This window comes from Burkholderia sp. YIM B11467 (assembly GCF_052952715.1).
Window position 1 is genome coordinate 18088 of the sequence record NZ_JBQVSQ010000011.1, and the last position, 19049, is coordinate 37136.

At 65.8% G+C, this 19049-nt stretch carries 16 protein-coding genes; 4 read left to right on the forward strand and 12 right to left on the reverse strand.

Translation table 11 applies throughout. From position 1 onward, the window contains the following. Positions 1–37: 37 nt before the first annotated feature. The 5 genes from ACTRWB_RS30095 to ACTRWB_RS30115 form a co-directional block, all read right to left on the reverse strand. Positions 38–517, reverse strand: a complete 480-nt coding sequence (locus tag ACTRWB_RS30095) for an RES family NAD+ phosphorylase (RefSeq protein WP_193103065.1) — start codon at positions 515–517, stop codon at positions 38–40. Then, the gene (gene parS / locus ACTRWB_RS30100; protein WP_006480981.1) at positions 514–969 is read right to left on the reverse strand and encodes a type II RES/Xre toxin-antitoxin system antitoxin; all 456 of its coding nucleotides are present in this window, start codon (positions 967–969) and stop codon (positions 514–516) included. Before parS ends, ACTRWB_RS30095 begins: the two co-directional genes overlap by 4 nt. A 249-nt stretch (positions 970–1218) precedes the next feature. Further along, positions 1219–1431 carry a DUF1289 domain-containing protein gene (locus ACTRWB_RS30105; RefSeq protein ID WP_446903971.1) on the reverse strand — a complete coding sequence of 71 codons (213 nt, stop codon included), beginning with the start codon at positions 1429–1431 and terminating at the stop codon, positions 1219–1221. 111 nt (positions 1432–1542) lie between these two features. Then, on the reverse strand, positions 1543–3006 hold the full coding sequence (locus tag ACTRWB_RS30110; RefSeq protein WP_446903972.1) for a catalase: 1464 nt from the start codon (positions 3004–3006) through the stop codon (positions 1543–1545). A 92-nt stretch (positions 3007–3098) separates the two neighbouring features. Next, a complete protein-coding gene (locus ACTRWB_RS30115; RefSeq protein WP_446903973.1) occupies positions 3099–3740 on the reverse strand; it encodes an HD domain-containing protein in 642 nt (213 codons plus the stop codon). A gap of 173 nt (positions 3741–3913) precedes the next feature. Between ACTRWB_RS30115 and ACTRWB_RS30120 the strand changes: the two genes are divergently transcribed. The 3 genes from ACTRWB_RS30120 (at position 3914) to ACTRWB_RS30130 (ending at position 6508) form a co-directional block, all read left to right on the forward strand. Continuing rightward, on the forward strand, positions 3914–4879 hold the full coding sequence (locus tag ACTRWB_RS30120) for a GlxA family transcriptional regulator (RefSeq protein ID WP_446903974.1): 966 nt from the start codon (positions 3914–3916) through the stop codon (positions 4877–4879). Between the two features lie 283 nt (positions 4880–5162). Beyond that, positions 5163–5474 (forward strand): DUF4148 domain-containing protein, encoded by a 312-nt coding sequence (locus ACTRWB_RS30125; protein WP_129517553.1) that lies wholly within the window; start codon positions 5163–5165, stop codon positions 5472–5474. Positions 5475–5794: 320 nt separating this feature from the next. Beyond that, complete coding sequence (locus ACTRWB_RS30130; protein WP_193103072.1) at positions 5795–6508, forward strand: dienelactone hydrolase family protein; 714 nt, start codon at positions 5795–5797, stop codon at positions 6506–6508. Positions 6509–6651: 143 nt separating this feature from the next. On the opposite strand, the gene ACTRWB_RS30135 is transcribed toward ACTRWB_RS30130, so the two are convergent. The 4 genes from ACTRWB_RS30135 to ACTRWB_RS30150 form a co-directional block, all read right to left on the reverse strand. Next, positions 6652–8160 (reverse strand): efflux transporter outer membrane subunit, encoded by a 1509-nt coding sequence (locus ACTRWB_RS30135; RefSeq protein ID WP_446903975.1) that lies wholly within the window; start codon positions 8158–8160, stop codon positions 6652–6654. Positions 8161–8162: 2 nt separating this feature from the next. Beyond that, positions 8163–11354: an efflux RND transporter permease subunit gene (locus ACTRWB_RS30140; protein WP_446903976.1), complete on the reverse strand. Its 3192-nt coding sequence runs from the start codon at positions 11352–11354 to the stop codon at positions 8163–8165. 15 nt (positions 11355–11369) lie between these two features. Next, positions 11370–12608: an efflux RND transporter periplasmic adaptor subunit gene (locus tag ACTRWB_RS30145; RefSeq protein WP_446903977.1), complete on the reverse strand. Its 1239-nt coding sequence runs from the start codon at positions 12606–12608 to the stop codon at positions 11370–11372. Between the two features lie 231 nt (positions 12609–12839). Next, complete coding sequence (locus tag ACTRWB_RS30150) at positions 12840–13721, reverse strand: LysR family transcriptional regulator (protein WP_446903978.1); 882 nt, start codon at positions 13719–13721, stop codon at positions 12840–12842. Between the two features lie 684 nt (positions 13722–14405). On the opposite strand from ACTRWB_RS30150, the gene ACTRWB_RS30155 reads away from it, so the two are divergent. Further along, on the forward strand, positions 14406–15236 hold the full coding sequence (locus tag ACTRWB_RS30155) for an AraC family transcriptional regulator (protein ID WP_240674554.1): 831 nt from the start codon (positions 14406–14408) through the stop codon (positions 15234–15236). Between the two features lie 10 nt (positions 15237–15246). Here ACTRWB_RS30155 and ACTRWB_RS30160 read toward each other — a convergent pair whose 3' ends face one another. The 3 genes from ACTRWB_RS30160 to ACTRWB_RS30170 form a co-directional block, all read right to left on the reverse strand. Beyond that, positions 15247–16215, reverse strand: a complete 969-nt coding sequence (locus ACTRWB_RS30160; RefSeq protein ID WP_446903979.1) for an aliphatic sulfonate ABC transporter substrate-binding protein — start codon at positions 16213–16215, stop codon at positions 15247–15249. A 267-nt stretch (positions 16216–16482) separates the two neighbouring features. Beyond that, the gene (locus ACTRWB_RS30165; RefSeq protein ID WP_048242554.1) at positions 16483–17433 is read right to left on the reverse strand and encodes a LysR family transcriptional regulator; all 951 of its coding nucleotides are present in this window, start codon (positions 17431–17433) and stop codon (positions 16483–16485) included. Between the two features lie 299 nt (positions 17434–17732). After that, positions 17733–19028: an adenylosuccinate synthase gene (locus ACTRWB_RS30170; RefSeq protein WP_446903980.1), complete on the reverse strand. Its 1296-nt coding sequence runs from the start codon at positions 19026–19028 to the stop codon at positions 17733–17735. Positions 19029–19049 lie beyond the last annotated feature (21 nt).

The following is a 19049-nucleotide window of genomic DNA, read 5'->3' on the forward strand; positions in this document are numbered from 1 at the left end:
GCCGGCGCCCGGCACGGGCCCGTTTCCTCGTGGTTTCCTATTCGCCCGGCTTCGACTGGATCAACCGCAGAATCCGCGTGTCGTACGGCGATTGCATGACTTCCGCGACGCGGGCCTCGGACGCCGCCGGATGCAGCGGGTTCAGCAGGAAGTTGTGCGCGTGCGGCACGACGACACTCGGCACGCGCAGCAGCGCGCTCGGCTGCGTATGCAGCCACTCGGTGCCGGCGCTGCGGGTCCAGTCGACGTTGGTTCGCCAGTCATCCGGCGCATCGCCTTCCGCAATCTCGGCGACGTCCACCGATTCGGGCACCTCGATGCGAAGCAGCTGATATCCGCTCGGCAATTGCGTGACGGTGGTGATTTCGAAATGAACGAGCGTCTCGAGCAGCGCGAGCGCCGGATGTTCGGCGAGATACACGACGGGCTGCCCGGCGAAATGCCAGCGCCCGCCGGCACGCAACCCGCCGATGCCCTTCAGGTCGGCGTAATTGCTGATCCGCCACAGCGTCGTCAAGCGAAGTACCCCTCGTCGATCTGCGTGAGGGCTTCTTCGACGAGCCGCGCGCCATGCTCGGTGCTCGCCATGTCGAGCGACGTGCGGCCGCCGAAGCGCTGGAGCCCGTTGCGCAGCCACGCCATCGCCTTGTCCTGGTCGCCGAACGTGGCCGTCGCCTGCGCGACGATGCGTGCGAGGCGGATCGCCTTGTCGGATTCCTCCGGCGACAGGCGTTCGTGCGCCTGGCGACGATGGCTCAGCGTGCGGCGCGGGATGATGAAGGCCAGCTCGTCCGATTTCAGGCCGCGCTCCGACAGCCGGTCGATCACCGACACGTCGACGCGCGCGCTCGCCAGCTCGGCAAGATCGGCCCCCGATCGGACGCGGATCGCCAACAGCTGCTCGAGAATCGTGAATTCGGCCTGACGCGGATGCGCGACGCCTGAAGGATGAAAAGCGATGGTGCTCATGACCTCTCTCCGGCAATTTGCCCAATCATTATAGGCGTTTTGCCGGAAATTTGCGGGAGCGGGGTTGGACGAGCGTCGGTAGTCCGTCCGCCAAGGCGTCGACAAGGGATTGCGGACGTAACCCGCCTGTCTGGTAGCGGGTTACGGGGGCCGCGAATCGAAGATTCGCCAAGGTGACTGAGTATATTTATTCAGTATATAAAGTCTGACGAACATCCTGCGGTTGTCACGTAACAACTTTTTTACTGATTAAAATCGCGCTTGACCGTCACGACGGAACCGCATCGCCGTACCCTCGCGCCGGATACGCTCCCATATCGCGCATTTCTCGTTGTCGTTCATGAACACCCAGTTCGAGACTTCATCGGCCGTTCGGCCACACCCCTTGCAGACATCGTCGAACAGCGTCGAGCACACGCCGACACAGGGACTGTCAGGCGTGTCGTGAAGCGTGGAAGTCATGGGAACACTCGTGTCGATTGAAAATCCGGCGCCGCAACGCCCCGCGCTCCCATGCGCGGGTACCTTGTCGCCGGCGATGCGGCCCGTGCCGCATCGCCCGGGCCGCCCCACTTACTTCGCCTCTGCCGCCAGCCGCGCCAGTGCCGCCACGATGCCCGCGCCGTAAGCCGGATCGGCCTTCGTACAGTTGTCGATGTGCCGCTGCTGAATATCTTTCGACACCCCGGCAATCTGCCGCGCGGTGTTGTCGAACAGCGTCTGCCGCTGGCCGGCGTTCATCTTCCGGAACAGGTCGCCCGGCTGTTGATAGTGATCGTTGTCGACGCGATGATCCCAATGCGCGGCGGCACCGTCGAGTTCGAGCGGCGGTTCGTTCAACTGCGGCTGATCCGTCCACACACCCTTGCTGTTGGGCCAGTACGACGGCGTGCCGCCGAGATTGCCGTCGGTACGCATCGCGCCGTCGCGGTGATAGCTGTGGAACGGACACTTCGGCGCGTTCACCGGAATGTGATTGAAATTGACGCCGAGACGGTAGCGCTGCGCGTCGCCGTAGGAAAACAGGCGCGCCTGCAGCATCTTGTCCGGCGAGTAACCGATCCCCGGCACGACGTTCGCGGGCGTGAACGCCGCCTGCTCGGTCTCGGCGAAGAAGTTGTCCGGATTGCGGTCGAGCTCGAAGTAGCCGACTTCGATCAACGGAAACTCGGCCTTCGGCCACACCTTGGTCAGGTCGAACGGGTTGAAGCGGAACGCCTTCGCCTGCGCGTCCGTCATCACCTGGATCAACAGCGTCCAGCGCGGAAAATCGCCGCGCTCGATACTGTCGAAGAGATCGCGCTGATGCGTCTCGCGATCCTTCGCGATCAGCGCCTCGGCCTGCGAGTCGGTCAGGTTCTCGATTCCCTGCTGCGTGCGGAAGTGAAATTTCACCCAGGTCAGCTCGTTCACCGCATTGAGCAGGCTGTACGTATGACTACCGAAACCGTGCATGTGACGGAAGGAGCGCGGAATGCCGCGTTCGCTCATCACGATGGTCACCTGATGCAACGCCTCGGGCAGCAGCGACCAGAAATCCCAATTGCTTTCGGCGCTGCGAAGCCCCGTGCGCGGGTCGCGCTTGATCGCGTGGTTCAGATCGGGAAAGCGCAGCGGATCACGGAAGAAGAACACCGGTGTGTTGTTGCCGACCAGGTCCCAGTTCCCTTCCTCGGTATAGAACTTCAGCGCGAAGCCGCGAATGTCGCGCTCCGCATCCGCCGCGCCCCGCTCGCCGGCGACCGTCGAGAAGCGCGCGAACATCGGCGTCTGCTTTCCGATCGCCGAGAAGAGCTTCGCCTTCGTATATCGCGTGACGTCGTGCGTCACGGTGAACGTGCCGTGCGCGCCAGCGCCCTTCGCATGCATGCGCCGCTCCGGGATCACTTCGCGATCGAAGTGCGCAAGCTTCTCGATCAGCCAGACGTCCTGCAGCAGCGCAGGACCGCGCGGGCCGGCCGTCTGGATGTTGACGTTGTCGCTGACGGGCGCACCGTTCGCGTGGGTCAGCTTTCGATCGTTCGATTGGTCCGACATGATCGTTCTCCTGAATATTTCGGGAATCGTGATGCGCGTTGTGCAAACGATTCCCGCTCAATGCCGGGAATCGTGTGCCATACCGATGGCGATCAGCCGGCCCACGCAGACGAGCGGATCACACTGCAGAAATTGCCGGCGTGGAAATGCGGTTCCTTGTCCGCGATGACGTCGGCCTTCACGTTGCCGAACGTCGTATCCGGCTTGTGCCTGATCCCGTCGTAGAACGTCTGGATGATGTCCTCCTTGAAATGCGGCGTGCGCGGATGCGCGCTCACGACCGCTTCGCGCTCGGCGTCGCTGTATTCCGGATACGTCAGGCCCAGCACGTCCATCTCGACGCCCGCCGTGACGAGCGCGATCACCGGATGCATGTGCTGCGGAATGCCCGGCGTGGTATGCAGCGCGATCGAGGTCCACACGACATCGATATCCTGCTGCGAAATGCCCTTGCTTTTCAGGAAATCGCGGGCGGCGTTGGCACCGTCCACTTCGAAGCGCTCGCACGCGCTGCTGTGTTTGTGCGTGAGCCCCATGTCATGGAACATGCAGCCGCAGTAGAGCAGCTCGGGATCGTATTCGAGCCCGCGGCGCTGGCCCGCCAGCGCCGCGAAATAGAAGACGCGGCTGGAGTGGTGAAACAGCAATTCGGATTCGGTATCGCGCACAAGCTCGGTGATCTCGCGAGCCAGTTGGCTATCGGGAAGGGTGATGCCGGCAACGTTCACAGTCATGATCGACCTCCATTGAAGACACCCCCGATTCTCCGGAGCCCGATAGCTGTCATCAATAGACGTACCACGTCAAATCCTGCCATTTCGCGCGACGAACGGACACGGTGCCTGCGGGGCCAAAGGGGCACCCCTATACTGCTACGCATCACGTTCGACACAACACGCAACCGATCATGCCGAAGGTCGTGGGAATTTTCGCCGTACCGGGCGTTCAGCTGCTCGATGTCTCCGCCCCGCTCGACGTCTTCGCGCAAGCGAACGCCGAATGCGGGAAGCCGTTCTATACGTTGCGGATCATCGCGGGCGAATCCGGTCCGATCCGCAGTTCATCCGGTGCACAGTTGCTGCCCGACTGGATCGTGCCCGCCATCCCGGAGCGCATCGATACGCTGCTGGTCGCCGGCGCACCAAGCGCCGGCCAGATCACGTTGCGCACCGACGTCCTCGCGTGGCTGCGATCGGCGGCCGTGCAAAGCAAACGCTATGGCTCGATCTGCACCGGCGCATTCATCCTCGCGGCCACCGGCCTGCTGAAAGGGCGCCACCTGACCACGCACTGGGCCGCCGCCGACGCGCTTGCCGAAGCCTATCCGTCGCTCACCGTCGATGCGGACGCACTGTACGTGCGCGACGGCAAGCTGCGCACCGGCGCCGGCGTCACGGCCGGGCTCGATCTCGCGCTCGCGCTGGTCGAGGAGGATCTCGGCCGCGAGATCGCGCGGCGCGTCGCCGCGCAACTGGTCATGTTCTTCAAGCGCCCGGGTGGGCAACTCCAGTTCAGCCGCAAGGGCGAGGCACGCCCCGCCGGACGCTCGGTGCTGCAGGAGGTTCAGCGCTGGATCGCGGCGAATCCGGAACTCGAGCATTCGGTGGCCGAGATGGCAAAGCATGCGGGCATGAGCCCGCGCCACTTCGCGCGGCTGTTCCGCACGGAAGTCGGCATGACGCCGGCCGCATGGGTCGAGGCGACCCGCATCGCGGCGGCCCGCCACTTGCTCGAGAACGGCCACGACACGCCGAAACAGGTCGCCGCGAAATGCGGCTTCGCGAATGTCGATACGCTCAGGCGGTCGTTCGCACGGCACGTCGGGATCACGCCGGCCGAATACCGGAAGCGGCAGGCGGTTCTGGCCGAGTGACCCGGCATGGGCAATGCTGGCGAGCTTTCAAAAATACTTCGGAATACGATTCAACAGGTCGTCCCTTCGACACGTGCCGGCCGACAATATCGAGTTCGAAAGAGTCAGGCCCGACGCACCCGTCAATCATCAGACAAAACCACCCATCCACGCGGATCGTTTACCCAGTTGCAATAATGAATCACTGGAACGCGTATTTCCGACCGGTAACGTGATCGCTACGATGCAATCAACCGCTGAACGCAACAAGCGAAGCGCGAAATCAACGAAACCGGAGGTCATCATGAAGTCGTTCATCTACGCAGTCGTCGCCGCAACCGCCCTGTCCGCCTCGTACGGCGCCTTCGCACAATCGAACCCGTCGGGCCAGCTGACGCGTGCCCAGGTGCGCGCCGAACTCGTCCAGCTCGAACAGGCCGGCTACAAGCCCGAGGTCTCCGACCAGTATTACCCGCGCGCGCTGCAGACCGCACAGGCCCGTGTGACGAACGCCGATGAAACCGGCTACGGCGCGCAAGCTGCCGCCGGCGTGCGTGCCGGCCGCGCGATCTCGGTCAAGCAGGAAGGCCGCGACTCCGTCTATTTCGGCCAGTAAGCCGGACCGACGTGCGCGGATTCCGGTCCGCGCGCGGCAAGCGGAACACCCCGCCCCAGTTCAGGGCGGGGTGTTCGCTTTTCGGTCATCCGCTCCGCAACGGGATCGCCATCTTCGACCGACGTGAACGAGCCCGTGGATCGCACCGCGCAGCGTCGTTCACGCAGGCAGCCGGTGTTTGCGCATAGAATGGCCGCGTGGTCGGCGTCGGCCGAAACAAATGCGAGCGGAACCACGACGCCCGGCATGCCCGATCGTCGCCGCGCCCGCTGGCCGGCCCGATGCCGCACTCATCGCATTTTTCGACAAGGAGCGGTTTCATGTCTCAAACATCCGGTTCCATGATCACGTTTCGCCGCCCGGACGGCCAGGAACTGCAGGGTTATCTCGCCACGCCGGCACAGACCGAAGGCGCGCCCGCAGTCGTCGTCATCCAGGAATGGTGGGGGCTGAACGACCAGATCCGCGGCGTCGCGGATCGCCTCGCGCGCTGCGGCTACTTCGCGCTCGTGCCCGACCTGTACCGCGGCAAGTCGACGGTCGAGGAGGAAGAAGCGCACCACCTGATGACCGGGCTCGATTTCGGCGACGCCGCATCGCAGGACATTCCCGGCGCAGTGGCCTATCTGAAGACGCTTGCTCCGCGCGTCGCTGTGACGGGCTACTGCATGGGCGGCGCACTCACGCTGCTGTCGCTGCAGTACGCCGATGCCGATGCGGGCGTCACGTGGTACGGCCTCCCGCCGCTCGACTACATCGATCCGGCAAAGCTCAAGGTGCCGCTGATGGGCCACTGGGCCACGCAGGACGCGTTCTTTGCGATCGATCAGGTCGATGCGCTCGAGAAGAAGCTGACCGATGCGAAGGTCGGGTTCGAGTTCCATCGTTATCTCGCGCATCATGCGTTCGCGAACGAAGAGGCCGTCGGCACCGGCCGCATCGCCGGCACGCAGTTCGATCCGGTGTGGTCGCAAATCGCATGGGATCGCACGCTCACGTTCTTCGGCCGCACGCTTTGGGCGAAGCAGGGGTAACGTAACGCCGCTGCCGCCGCGCCTGCGACGGGCGGTCATGCAAATGGAAACGCCACGGATTGATGTCCGTGGCGTTTTCGTTTCTGCGCGTGTAACCGGTTCGGCAAACGGAAGCAGTCGTCCGCTCCCGCCCTTCGTCGCACTTACCCGTTCGCGGCCGCCTTGTCATAGTCGACAGGTGTGTCCGGCGCACGCGGCGTTTCGCCGGCCCGCTGGATCCACCCGCCGCCCAATGCACGGTACAGGTCGACCAGGTTCGTCCAGCGTGCCAGACGCGCGCTGATCAGCGACTGCTGCGCCGAGTACAGGTCCGTCTGCGCGGTCAGCACCGACAGGTAGCTGTCGACGCCGTTCTTGTAACGCAGGTCCGACAGGTCGAAACGACGCTGCTGCGCATACTCGTTGCGCTCCAGAGCCGCGATCTGCTGGTCGTACGTGCCGCGTGCGGCCAGCCCGTCCGACACTTCGCGGAACGCCAATTGAATCGCCTTCTCGTAGTTCGCGATCTCGATGCGCTTCTGCACGTGCGCGAGATCGAGGTTCGCGACGTTCTGCCCGCCCTCGAAGATCGGCAGCGCAACGTTCGGCGCGAACGACCACGCCGCCGTGCCGGCCTTGAACAGGCCACCCAGCGTCGGGCTCGCGGTGCCGAACGCCGCCGTCAGCGAGATGCGAGGGAAGAACGCCGCACGTGCCGCGCCGATGTTCGCGTTCGCGGCCAGCAGCGTCTGCTCGGCCTGCATCACGTCAGGACGACGCGTCAGCAGGTCCGACGGAAGGCCTGCCGGCACGTCCGTCAGCAGGTTCTGCGAGTCGAGCGGCATGCCCGGCGGCAGATCGTCCGGCAACGGCTCGCCGATCAGCAGCACCAGCGCGTTCACGGCCTGCGCGCGGGCGCGTGCCTGAGCCTGCTGGTTCGCGAGCGCCGTCTCGACGACCGTCTGAGCCTGACGCAGGTCGAGCTCGGAGCCCGTGCCGTTGTCGAACTGCAGCTTCGTCAGGTCGTACGACGCCTGCGCGGACTTCAGCGTGTTCTCCGTGACCTTCAGCAGATCGTCGGTCGACAGCACCGTCAGGTATTGATCAGCCACCTGCGACACCAGCGAGATTTCCGACGCCTGCCGCGCATACGCGGTCGACAGATACTGCGCGAGCGCCTGGTCCTTCAGGCTCTGCACGCGGCCGAACAGGTCGAGCTCCCACGACGCGGACAAGCCGACGTTGTAGGTCGTCGTGATGTTCTGACCCGGCACCGACGTCAGCGCATTCGGCAAGCGCTGACGACTACCGGTACCCGTCGCATCGAGCGTCGGGAACAAGCCCGCGCGCGTGATCTGGTACTGCGCACGCGCCGCCTCGATGTTCAGCACCGACACGCGCAGGTCGCGGTTGTTCTTCAGCGCGATTTCGATCAGCCGCTGCAGGCGCGGATCGACGAAGAACTCACGCCAGCCGATGGCGGTCGCCGCCTGGCCGTTCGCGCTGCGCGCGCCGGCCGCGGCACCCGGCTGCGTCGCATAGACGCCACTGGACGGGAATGCCTGCGAAACCGGCGCGTCGGGCCGCGTGTAATGCGGTGCCATTGTGCAGCCCGCGGCAAACAGCGCGGCAGCCAGTGCGGCCGCGGTTGCAGTCAAAGCGTGTTTTTGCATCGTTACTGCCCCTTCGAATCGTGTGCGTCGCCGTGACCGTGCTGCAGGTCGCCCTGCACGAGACGCCAGGCATCGTCGACGTTTTCCGTCTCGCCGCTGAAGATCGCGCGAACCCGCACGAAGAACATCGGGATCATGAAAATCGCGAGGAACGTCGCCGTGATCATCCCGCCGATCACACCCGTGCCGATCGCGTGCTGGCTCGCCGAACCCGCGCCGTTGCTGATCGCGAGCGGCAGCACGCCGAGCATGAACGCGAGCGACGTCATCAGGATCGGGCGCAACCGCAGCCGCGCCGCCTCGATCGCCGCGCGCACCGGCCCCATGTTCTCCTTCGCCTGCAACTCGCGCGCGAACTCGACGATCAGGATCGCGTTCTTCGCGGACAAGCCCACGGTGGTCAGCAGGCCGACCTGGAAGAACACGTCGTTCTCGAGGCCACGCAGCATCGTCGCGAGCAGTGCGCCGACCACACCGAGCGGCACGACCATGATCACGGAGAACGGGATCGACCAGCTTTCATACAGCGCAGCAAGACACAGGAACACGACGAGAATCGAGATCGCATACAGCACCGGCGCTTGCGAGCCGGACTGGATTTCCTGGAACGACAGGCCCGTCCACGAATAACCGATGCCTTCCGGCAGCTTGCTCGCGAGCGCTTCCATCGCGGTCATCGCCTGGCCGGTCGACTTGCCCTCCGCGGCCTGCCCCTGGATCTCGATCGACGACACGCCGTTGTAGCGTTCGAGCTTCGGCGAGCCGTAGCTCCAGTGGCCGGTCGAGAATGCGCTGAACGGCACCATCCCGCCCGCGCTGTTGCGCACGTACCAGATGTTCATGTCTTCCGGCGTCATCCGGAACGGCGCATCCGACTGCACGTAGACCTTCTTGATCCGGCCATCGGTATCGAGGAAGTTGTTCACGTACTGCGACGCCCACGCGATCGAGAACGTCTGGTCGATCGCGGCCGCCGTGACGCCAAGCGCATTCGCCTTCTCGCGATCGATGTCGACCTTGTACTGCGGCGTGTCGTTCAGGCCGTTCGGGCGCACCAGCGCGAGCGCGGGGTCCTTCGCAGCCATCCCGAGCAACTGCCCGCGCGCGGCCATCAACGCTTCGTGGCCGAGACCGGCGTTGTCCGTCAGCTCGAAGTCGAAACCCGCAGCCGTGCCAAGTTCGGGGATCGACGGCGGGTTGAACGGAATCACCATCGCATCCTTGTACTGCGAGTAATGCGCGAAGGTCCGGCCGATCAGCGCCTGGACCTTCTGGTCCGAACGCTGGCGGTGCTCGTACGGTTTCAGCTTCACGAACACGAGACCCGCGTTCTGGCCACGGCCCGCGAAGCTGAAGCCGTTGACCGTGAACACCGAGTCGACCACATCCTTCTCCGCGGTGGTCAGGTACGTGTTGATGTTGTCGAGTGTTTTGCCGGTCGTTTCCTGCGTGGAGCCGGACGGCGTCTGCACGATCATGAACATGTAGCCCTGGTCCTCGTCGGGCAGGAACGACTTCGGCAGACGCGCGAACATCACGCCGACCGCGACGAAGACGGCGAGGTAGATCACGAGCCAGCGGCCCGAGCGCCGGATCACGTGGTTTACGCCGCTCGTGTAGCGATCGCGGCTGCGATCGAAGGTCCGGTTGAACCAGCCGAAGAAACCCTTCTTCTCCTCGTGATGCCCTTGCGGGATCGGCTTCAGGATCGTCGCGCACAGCGCCGGCGTCAGGATCAACGCGACCAGCACCGACAGCACCATCGCCGACACGATCGTCAGCGAGAACTGGCGATAGATCGCGCCGACCGAACCGCCCGAGAACGCGACCGGCACGAACACCGCCGACAGCACCAGCGCCACGCCGACGAGTGCGCCGGTGATCTGGCCCATCGCCTTCTTGGTCGCTTCCTTCGGTGACAGGCCCTCTTCCGCCATCACGCGCTCGACGTTCTCGACCACGACGATCGCATCGTCGACCAGCAGGCCGATCGCGAGCACGAGGCCGAACATCGACAGCGTGTTGATCGAGAAGCCGGCGACGCCCATGATCGCGAACGTGCCGAGCAGCACGACCGGCACCGCGATCGTCGGGATGATCGTCGCCCGCAGGTTCTGCAGGAACAGGTACATCACGAGGAACACGAGCACGATGCCCTCGATCAGCGTCTTGACCACTTCCTCGATCGACAGGCGCACGAACGGCGTCGTGTCGTACGGGTAGTGGACGACGAGACCGTGCGGGAAGTACTTCGACAGCTCCTGGATCTTGGCCCGCAGCGCGGTTGCAGTCGCGAGCGCGTTTGCGCCGGTCGCGAGCTGGATACCGAGGCCGGCCGTCGGCTGCCCCATGTACTTCGTGTCGAACGTGTAGTTCTCCGAACCGAGCGCCGCACGGCCGACGTCCTTCAGCCGGACTTGCGAACCGTCCTGGTTGACCTTCAGCAGGATGTTGCCGAACTGCTCGGGCGTGCGCAGCAGCGTCGATTCGGTGATCGTCGCCTGCAGCACGGTGCCCGGCTTCGCCGGCGTGCCGCCGATCTGGCCGCCCGCGATCTGCACGTTCTGCTGCGTGATCGCGGCCGTCACGTCGACCGGCGTCAGGCTGTAGTTGGTCAGCTTGACGGGGTCGAGCCAGATGCGCATCGAGAACTGCGAACCGAGCAGCAGCGTCTGGCCGACGCCATTGACGCGGCTGAGCGGATCGAGCACGTGCGACGCGACATAGTTCGTCAGGTCCTCCTTCGACATGTTGCCGTCCTCGGAGTTGAACGCGAACCACATCAGCCAGTTGCTGCTCGACTTCGTGACCTGCATGCCGAGCTGCTGCACGACCTGCGGCAGGTTCGGTGTCGCGAGCGACAGCTTGTTCTGCACCTGCACCTGCGCGACGTCCGGATTCGTGCCCGGCGAGAAGGTCAGCGTGATCGTCGCGTTGCCCGAATCGTCGCTCGTCGACGACATGTACAGGAAGTTGTCGAGACCGCTCATCTGCTGCTCGATCACCTGCGTCACCGTGTCTTCCACCGTCTTCGCGGAAGCGCCCGGGTAATTCGCCTGGATCTGGATCGTCGGTGGCGCGATCGTCGGATACTGCGCGATCGGCATCTTGAAGATCGACGCGATGCCGGCCAGCATCAGCACGATCGCGATCACCCACGCGAAGATCGGGCGATCGATAAAGAACTTGGCCATGAAACGGACTCCCTGTTATTGCGCGGCCGATGCGGCGGCCGAACTTGCTGCAGCATGGGCGGCGGTGCTCGCCGGCGCGGCGCTTGCCGGTGTGGCGGATGCGGTGTCCGGTGCCGGTGCGAGCTGTGCCGCGACGGTCTTCACGGTCGCGCCCGGACGCACCTTGTCGACGCCCTGCACGATCACGTGATCGCCCGCTTCCAGACCACCTTCGACGATCCAGTTCTGGCCGTACGTGCCTGTCGTCGTCAACGGACGCGTCTCGACCTTGTTGGCTGCGTTCACCACCAGCGCGATCGCCTGGCCTTTCTGGTCATGCGTGACGCCGATCTGCGGTACCAGGAAGGCGTTCTCGTTCACGCCTTCCTCGATCCGTGCACGCACGAACATCCCCGGCAGCAGCACCTTGCCCGGGTTCGGGAAGACCGCGCGGATCGTCACCGAGCCGGTGGTCTGGTCGACCGTCACGTCCGAGAATTGCAGCTTGCCCGGCTCCGAATAGGTCTTGCCGTCTTCCAGCACCAGCGACACCTTCGCGGCGCCCGGGCCGGTCGTCTTCAGACGCCCGCTCTGCACGTCCTGGCGCAACTTCAGCCCGTCGAGGCTCGACTGCGTGAGATCCACATACACCGGGTCGAGCTGCTGCACCGTCGACATCAGCGTCGCCTGGCTCGCCTGCACGTACGCGCCCGGCGTCACCTGCGAGATGCCGACACGGCCGGTGATCGGCGAGACCACGTCGGTGTAGCCGAGGTTGATCTGCGCGGTATCGACCGCTGCCTTGCCGGCCGCGACGTCCGCCGCGGCCTGACCTTGCGTGGCCACCGCGTTGTCGTAGTCCTGCTTGCTGACCGCATTCGCGGCCACCAGTACCTTGTAGCGCGCAACCAGCGCGTTCTGCGTCACGAGGTTCGCCTGCGCCCTCGCGAGCGTCGCCTTCGCGCTGTTCAGCGCGGCGACATACGGCGCCGGATCGATCTTGTAGAGGCGCTGGCCGGCCTTGACGTCCGCGCCTTCGGTGAATTCACGGCGCAGCACGATACCGTCGACGCGTGCACGCACCTGCGCGACGAGGAACGCGCTGGTGCGGCCCGGCAGTTCGGTCACCGCCGGCACGGCTTGCGGCTGCACGGTGACGACGCCGACCTCCGGCGTTTGCGGCGGCGGCGCCGATTCTTTTTTCCCGCACGCGGCCAGGAAAACGGCAGCCGTTGCGGCAGTGATTAAGCGGTATGGAACCCGTTCGACGCGCATGGAGCGACCTCTCACAAATAAACGACCTTCAATGGGAATCACCAGGTCTCCTCATGGCCCGCACGCGGAGTCGGAATGCTGTCGCTTCCTTTCCGCCGTGGAGGCGGACGCGTGTGGCGGGCGTGCACTGCGCCCTGCGGAGCGTTCGTTTGCCGAACTGCTTCCGTGAAAAAAGAATGCCGAGCGCGCGGCCCCGGCGGGCGCGCGTTGCCGCGGCGGCGAACCGGGCCGCTAGCGCGCAGGCCGGAACGCGGCGCCGGCGAATTCGATGAACACTCGCGCGGCGGCCGGCAGACGTGCGGCACGCGCGTGCGCGAGCTTCAACGTGACGGGCGCGAGCGGGCGGACCGGCGCGACGCGAACCAGCGTGCCGGCCGCCAGATCGGCGTCGACGAGATACGCGGGCAGCACCGCGGCGCCCATGCCGGCCACGGCCAGGCGTCGCGCCATCTCGAGATGGCCGACACCCGTATGGCCAGGCGCCGCGTCGGGTCGCAGCCCGGCCGCATACTCGTCGTCGGCCACCGGCAGATCGAGCCGCACGGTCGCGATGTCCGGCCAGTCGCTCGATGCGGCCGCGCCGCCGCGCGCGGCGACGTAACCGGGTGCCGCGACACGCACGGACTCGTACGCGGCCAGCGTATGCAGCGCGTGCGCACCGGAAACCGGCATGCCGTCGGTCAGGAACGCGACATCGATGGCTTCGGATGTCAGATCGACATGGGCATCGGTCAGCGTCACGATCGGCCGCACGTCCGGAAACCGGTGCACGAAGCGATCGAGCAACGCGCTCAACTGGCTGAGCCCGAACGCGACGGGCGCGGCAATGCGCAACACGCCTTCCGGCTTGCTGCCCATCGCGACGAAACGGCCGTCGATCTCGTCGATCGCGCCGAGAATCCGCTCGACGCGCGCGAGATACAGTTCGCCGATTTCCGTCAGCGACTGGTGGCAGGTGCTGCGTTGAAGCAGACGCGCACCGAGGCGCGTCTCGAGCGCATCGACCAGCCGGCTCGCCATCGCCGTCGACACGCGCAGCCGCGTCGCCGCCCGGCGAAACCCACCTTCCCTTGCTACCGTCACGAATGCCCGAATCGATTGAAGTTGGTCCATTTGTCCGGTTCCCCTGCGCGGAAGGCTGCCTTTGCATCTACTTGCATCTGCATCCGCCGCCGCGTCGCGCGCCGGTATACAACGGGTGCAAGCCGACCTCGGCTGGCCCGATGCACGAACATTCGAATAGCAGTCCTGAGTCTTTTCCGACGGATCGCGGCGGCGACACGCGCGGCCGGGCCGGCGGCGTCCGCGAGTCATGCGACACTTGCCCGCATCACCCGATGCGTGCCGGAACACATTTCTTTCAGCAGGTGCAATAGTATGAAAACCGCCGGGAAATGGCTTGCCCGATCCTGCGATTGTTTTGCCTTAATTTCCGAATTTGTGCGCTGCACACCGCGCGACGACGGGCAATGCAAGTGCGGGCCCTGCAGGTCCGGATGATCGGGCTAATTTCCGACAGGTTTAGGCAATCCCGCGTACGCAACTCGCCGTACGATGTGACCGCCGCGCGAGCGCCCTGCCTGGAGGCCAACAGGGAATCGCAGTCGCGCGCCTTGTACCGACCACTCCGCCATTCGCTCGCACAACATGGAAATCGACGCCCGAACGCCGCCGCTACCGCGCACCACGCCAGGTCACGACTCTCGGTCGCCTGCCCGGTCGCCCGCAGCCCGGCTCGCAGCGCTGATCGCCGCTTACGCGCCACATGACGGCACGTTCGAACTCCCGGTGCGCGGCATGCGCATCGCCCGCGCATCCGCGTCGCCGACGCACTGGCACCACGGCGTGCACCACGCGTGCGTGAGCATCATCGGGCAAGGCGCGAAGTCGATGCGCATCGGCGACAACACCTACGTGATCGACGAATCGCGGATGCTGGTCGCGACGGCCGACCTGCCCGTCACCGGCCGCGTGACGCACGCGGACCCGGCCGAGCCGTTTCTTTCCGTCCAGCTCGAACTCGACCCGGCCCGCATCGCGGCGCTCACGCCGCGCGTGTTTCCGCGCGGGCTGCCGAAGGCCGTCGACTGCAGCGCGGTCGACACGCACGATGCACTGCCGGAAATCGTCGACGCCGTTGCGCGGCTGATGCAGCTGATCGCACAACCCGACGACCTTGACCTGCTGGCACCGCTGATCGTCGACGAAATCCTCATTCGCCTGTTGCGCGGCCCGTCGGGCGCGCGCGTCGCGCAGGTCGGCCAGGCCGATTCTACGACGCAGCGCATCTCGCGCGCCGTTGCGTGGATTCGCGACCACTACGTCGATCCGATGTCGGTCGACTCGCTCGCGCGACAGCTGGACATGAGCCCGTCGACCTTCCATCACCACTTCCGTGCGGTCACGTCGATGAGCCCGTTGCAATGCCAGAAGGTGCTGCGGCTGCAGGAAGCGCGCCGGTTAATGTGCCTGTCGGCGATGGATGCGCGGCAGGCGTGCCGCAGCGTCGGTTATGTGAGCGCGTCGCAGTTCAGCCGAGAATACGCGCGGCTCTTCGGCGAGGCGCCGGGCCGCGACGTCGCGAAGCTACGCGGCGAAGCGGTGCCGCTGTCCCGCGTCGCGCCGTAGGCCGCTTGCGTCACGCGAGCGCGGGCGGCGTAGCCTGGCTGACGTCGACGCGTTTCGGCAGGATGCCAGCCTGGTAGCACACGTCCGCAATGCGTTGCTGATACGCGAGCGTGTCGCGCGTGACGGGTTCGACGCCGAAGCGCGCGCGGCGGAACGCAAGCGCCACGGCCGGCTCCGGAATCCCCCAGAGCTTCGAGAACTCGGCCGCGCCCTGCGCGCGGTTCGCATCGAGCCATCGCTGAACCGCCGTCAGTTCCGACACGGCGACGTCCAGCACGTCGGCATTGCGCTGCGCATAGCTGCGTGACGCGAAGTAGTAGCCGCGATTCTCGACGAGCCCCGTGCCGTCCGCGACGATACGTGCGCCGAACGCCTGCTGGACCACCGCGAGAAACGGATCCCAGATGATCCACGCGTCGACCGAACGATTCTCGAACGCGGCCCGTGCATCGGACGGCGACAGCCAGACCGGCGTGACGTCCGCGTAGTTGAGCTTTGCGGCCTGCAACAGCCGGACCAGCAGGAAGTGCGTATTCGATCCCTTCACCAGCGCGATGCGCTTGCCGCGCAGGTCCGCAAAGGTCCTGACCGGCGAATCCTTCGCGACGACCACCGCTTCGGCCGCGGGGCCGGCCGGTGTCTGCGCGTAATAGACGAGCGGCGCACCGGCCGCGAGCGCGAAGATCGGCGGTGCCTCGCCGACGTCGCCGAAGTCGATCGATCCCGCGTTCAGCGCCTCGAGCTGCGGCGGTCCCGACGGAAACTCGGTCCACGTGACGTTCACGCCGAGTGTCGCGAGCTTGCCCTGCAGCGTGCCGCGCGCCTTCAGCAGGCTGAGCGGCCCTTTCTGATAACCGATGCGCAACGTCCGCGCACCGGCCGTGCTCGCCAGCGCGAAGCCCGGGTGAGCGGCGCCCGCCGCGATCGCCAAGCCGGCATGAAGAAGCCGGCGGCGGGTTCTGGATAGGTGATCTGCCATGTCGTTTCGGATTCGATGGAGTGAGTGCGGATTTGCACACGCATGCGATGAAGCAGGTCGAACCGATTCTAGGAGGTTGCCACCGCGCGTCGAACCAACGATGTTCGATATCGAAAGCAAGCGTTCTCATAAGGGCGCCGGTTGCCCGGGCATCGTTGCCCGGGTCCATCGTTGCCGACTGCTGGACGCCTTCGATAAAGGCAGGATTGCAAATTAATTGCTTCGCCAGAACGAAGCGCGGTGCACTGCACACCGGCAGTGCCGGACTCAGGAATCCCGGGAATTGCAGGAAGCGTTCAGCGCAGCCTCGTCGGCGGCCAGCATTTCGGGCACGCATTCGCGCAGGAAATCGACGAACGTGCGGATCTTCGCATCGAGATACTGACGCGACGCGTACAGCGTGTAGACCGTCAGCTTCTGCAACCGGTAGTCGGGCAGCACACGCACCAGCGCACCGCTCGCGAGCGCCGGCAGTGCGGACGACATCGGCAGCGAACCGATCCCGAGGCCAGCGCGCAGTGCACCACCGAGCGCATCGGCGATGTTGACCTGGAAGTCCGGCAACGGCAGGTCGAACGTCTCGTGGCCGTCCGGGCCGTCGAGATGCCAGCGATCGCGCGGAAACACCGGCGTGACGATCTGCAGGCACGCATGCCCTTCGAGCTCGCGCACCGTGCGCGGCGTGCCGCGCTCCTTCAGATACGCGGGCGACGCGCACAACACGCTGTGCACCTCGCCGAGCCGCTGCGACACGAGCCCCGAATCGGGCAACTCCGCCGTGCTCAACTGCAGCGACACGTCGTAGCCTTCGTCGATGATGTCGGGCACATGCTGCGACAGCGTCAGCTCGACCGCGACCGACGGATAGCGCTGCCGGTAGCGCACGACCGCGGGTACGACATAGGCCTGGCCGAAACTCGTCGTCGCGTGAACGTGCAGCCGTCCCGACGGCTTCACCTGTGCGTCCGCCGCCTCGGCTTCCGCTTCGTCGATATAGCCGAGGATGCGCTGACAGCGGTCGAGATAACGCTGCCCGGCGTCGGTCAGCGCGATGCGGCGCGTGCTGCGGTTGAGCAGGCGCGTGCGCAGATGCGTTTCGAGCTGCGCGACCGAACGCGATGCGTAGGCCGTCGTGATGTCGAGGCGCTGGGCCGCGCTCGTGAAGCTGCCCTCCTCCGCGACCCGCACGAAAATGCGCATCATCTGTAACGTGTCCATCGACCTGTCCCCGGCATTGAGATCACGTCGCGCCGCCGTGCGGCCATGGTGCCGGCGGCGCCGGCCGAAGCCGGTCTGGCGCGAATTGTGCGGAACAGTACCGCAGCGTTGCAGGCGTGTCCAGTTCGCCATACGCGGCGTGATCCGGACGCCGAATCGTGTCGCGGAGCAGCCATGCGCGCGACGCCCGGAAGCGGTGTGTATGCGATCGAACGCGCTGACACGCCAGCGGCATCGGGTCGGCAAAAACTACCCGGCGACCAGGATGCCGACCCGCGATTTACGTCACGTTTGGCGCGTTACGCGGCCGCCGCATCGAACGGATTGCTCAACACGATCGTGTCGTCGCGCTCCGCACCGGTCGTGATCATCGATACCGGCACACCCGCGACCGCTTCGATACGCGCAATGAAATCCTGCGCGGCCTGCGGCAGCGCCGCGCGCTCGCGCACGCCCTTCACGGTGCCGTGCCAGCCGTCGAACCGTTCGTAGACCGGCGTCGCACGCGATTGCGCATCGAGGCTCGCGGGCAGATGGTCGACCCGCGCGCCATCGAGTTCGTAGCCGACACACAGTTCGATCGATGCGAAACCGTCGAGCACGTCGAGCTTGGTGAGCGCCAGCGAATCGATGCCGGAGATCCTGACGGCCTGGCGCAGCTGCGCGGCATCGAGCCATCCGCAGCGTCGCGGCCGGCCGGTGTTGACGCCGAATTCCTGCCCGCGCGCGCGCAGCGCTTCGCCGGTTGCGTCGGTCAGCTCGGTGAGGAACGGGCCGCCGCCGACACGCGTCGCGTACGCCTTGGTCACGCCCAGCACGTGGCCGAGCTTCGACGCGCCGAGGCCCGTGCCGGCCGCCGCCGCCGATGCGACGGTGCCCGACGACGTCACGAACGGGTACGTGCCCCAGTCGATGTCCAGCATCACGGCCTGCGAACCCTCGAACAGGATGCGCTCGCCGCGGTCGGTCGCGTCGTTGAGGTCGGCCCAGACCGGGCGCACGAACGGCAGGATCTTCGGCGCAAGGTCGACCAGCGTCGCCAGCATCGCGTCACGGGAAACCTCGTCGAGCCCCAGGCCACGGAACCAAGCGTTGTGATACTCGACGAGCACGTCGAGCTTGTCGGCAAGCTGGCCGGGTTCCGCGAGATCGCCGACGCGCAGCCCGCGGCGCCCGACCTTGTCCTCATACGCCGGCCCGATCCCGCGCAGCGTGGTGCCGATGGGTTCGCGGCGCAGACGCTCCTGCGCCTGGTCGATCGCGCGGTGAATCGGCAGCACCAGCGTCGCGTTCTCGGCGATCGACAGATTGTCCGGCGTCACCGACAGGCCGAGCTCGGCCATTCGCGCGATTTCCGCGAGCAGCGCTTCCGGATCGAGCGCCACGCCATTGCCGATCACGCCGCGCTTGCCGCGCACGACGCCGCTCGGCAGCAGTGCGAGCTTGTATGTCTTGCCGTCGACGACCAGCGTATGGCCCGCGTTATGGCCGCCGTTGTAGCGTGCGACGAGATCGGCCTGTGCGGCCAGCCAGTCCACGACGCGCCCCTTGCCTTCGTCGCCCCATTGGGCGCCCACGACCACCACGTTCGGCATGCTCCATACTCCATGTGAGAA

Coding starts and splice junctions, on each gene's coding strand:
- ACTRWB_RS30150 (WP_446903978.1), bottom strand. CDS start 13,721: ATGGACCAACTTCAATCGATTCGGGCATTCGTGACGGTAGCAAGGGAA.
- ACTRWB_RS30120 (WP_446903974.1), top strand. CDS start 3,914: ATGCCGAAGGTCGTGGGAATTTTCGCCGTACCGGGCGTTCAGCTGCTC.
- ACTRWB_RS30105 (WP_446903971.1), bottom strand. CDS start 1,431: ATGACTTCCACGCTTCACGACACGCCTGACAGTCCCTGTGTCGGCGTG.
- ACTRWB_RS30160 (WP_446903979.1), bottom strand. CDS start 16,215: ATGGCAGATCACCTATCCAGAACCCGCCGCCGGCTTCTTCATGCCGGC.
- ACTRWB_RS30165 (WP_048242554.1), bottom strand. CDS start 17,433: ATGGACACGTTACAGATGATGCGCATTTTCGTGCGGGTCGCGGAGGAG.
- ACTRWB_RS30155 (WP_240674554.1), top strand. CDS start 14,406: ATGCGCATCGCCCGCGCATCCGCGTCGCCGACGCACTGGCACCACGGC.
- ACTRWB_RS30135 (WP_446903975.1), bottom strand. CDS start 8,160: ATGCAAAAACACGCTTTGACTGCAACCGCGGCCGCACTGGCTGCCGCG.
- ACTRWB_RS30130 (WP_193103072.1), top strand. CDS start 5,795: ATGTCTCAAACATCCGGTTCCATGATCACGTTTCGCCGCCCGGACGGC.
- ACTRWB_RS30145 (WP_446903977.1), bottom strand. CDS start 12,608: ATGCGCGTCGAACGGGTTCCATACCGCTTAATCACTGCCGCAACGGCT.
- ACTRWB_RS30170 (WP_446903980.1), bottom strand. CDS start 19,028: ATGCCGAACGTGGTGGTCGTGGGCGCCCAATGGGGCGACGAAGGCAAG.
- ACTRWB_RS30110 (WP_446903972.1), bottom strand. CDS start 3,006: ATGTCGGACCAATCGAACGATCGAAAGCTGACCCACGCGAACGGTGCG.
- ACTRWB_RS30115 (WP_446903973.1), bottom strand. CDS start 3,740: ATGACTGTGAACGTTGCCGGCATCACCCTTCCCGATAGCCAACTGGCT.
- ACTRWB_RS30140 (WP_446903976.1), bottom strand. CDS start 11,354: ATGGCCAAGTTCTTTATCGATCGCCCGATCTTCGCGTGGGTGATCGCG.
- ACTRWB_RS30125 (WP_129517553.1), top strand. CDS start 5,163: ATGAAGTCGTTCATCTACGCAGTCGTCGCCGCAACCGCCCTGTCCGCC.
- parS (WP_006480981.1), bottom strand. CDS start 969: ATGAGCACCATCGCTTTTCATCCTTCAGGCGTCGCGCATCCGCGTCAG.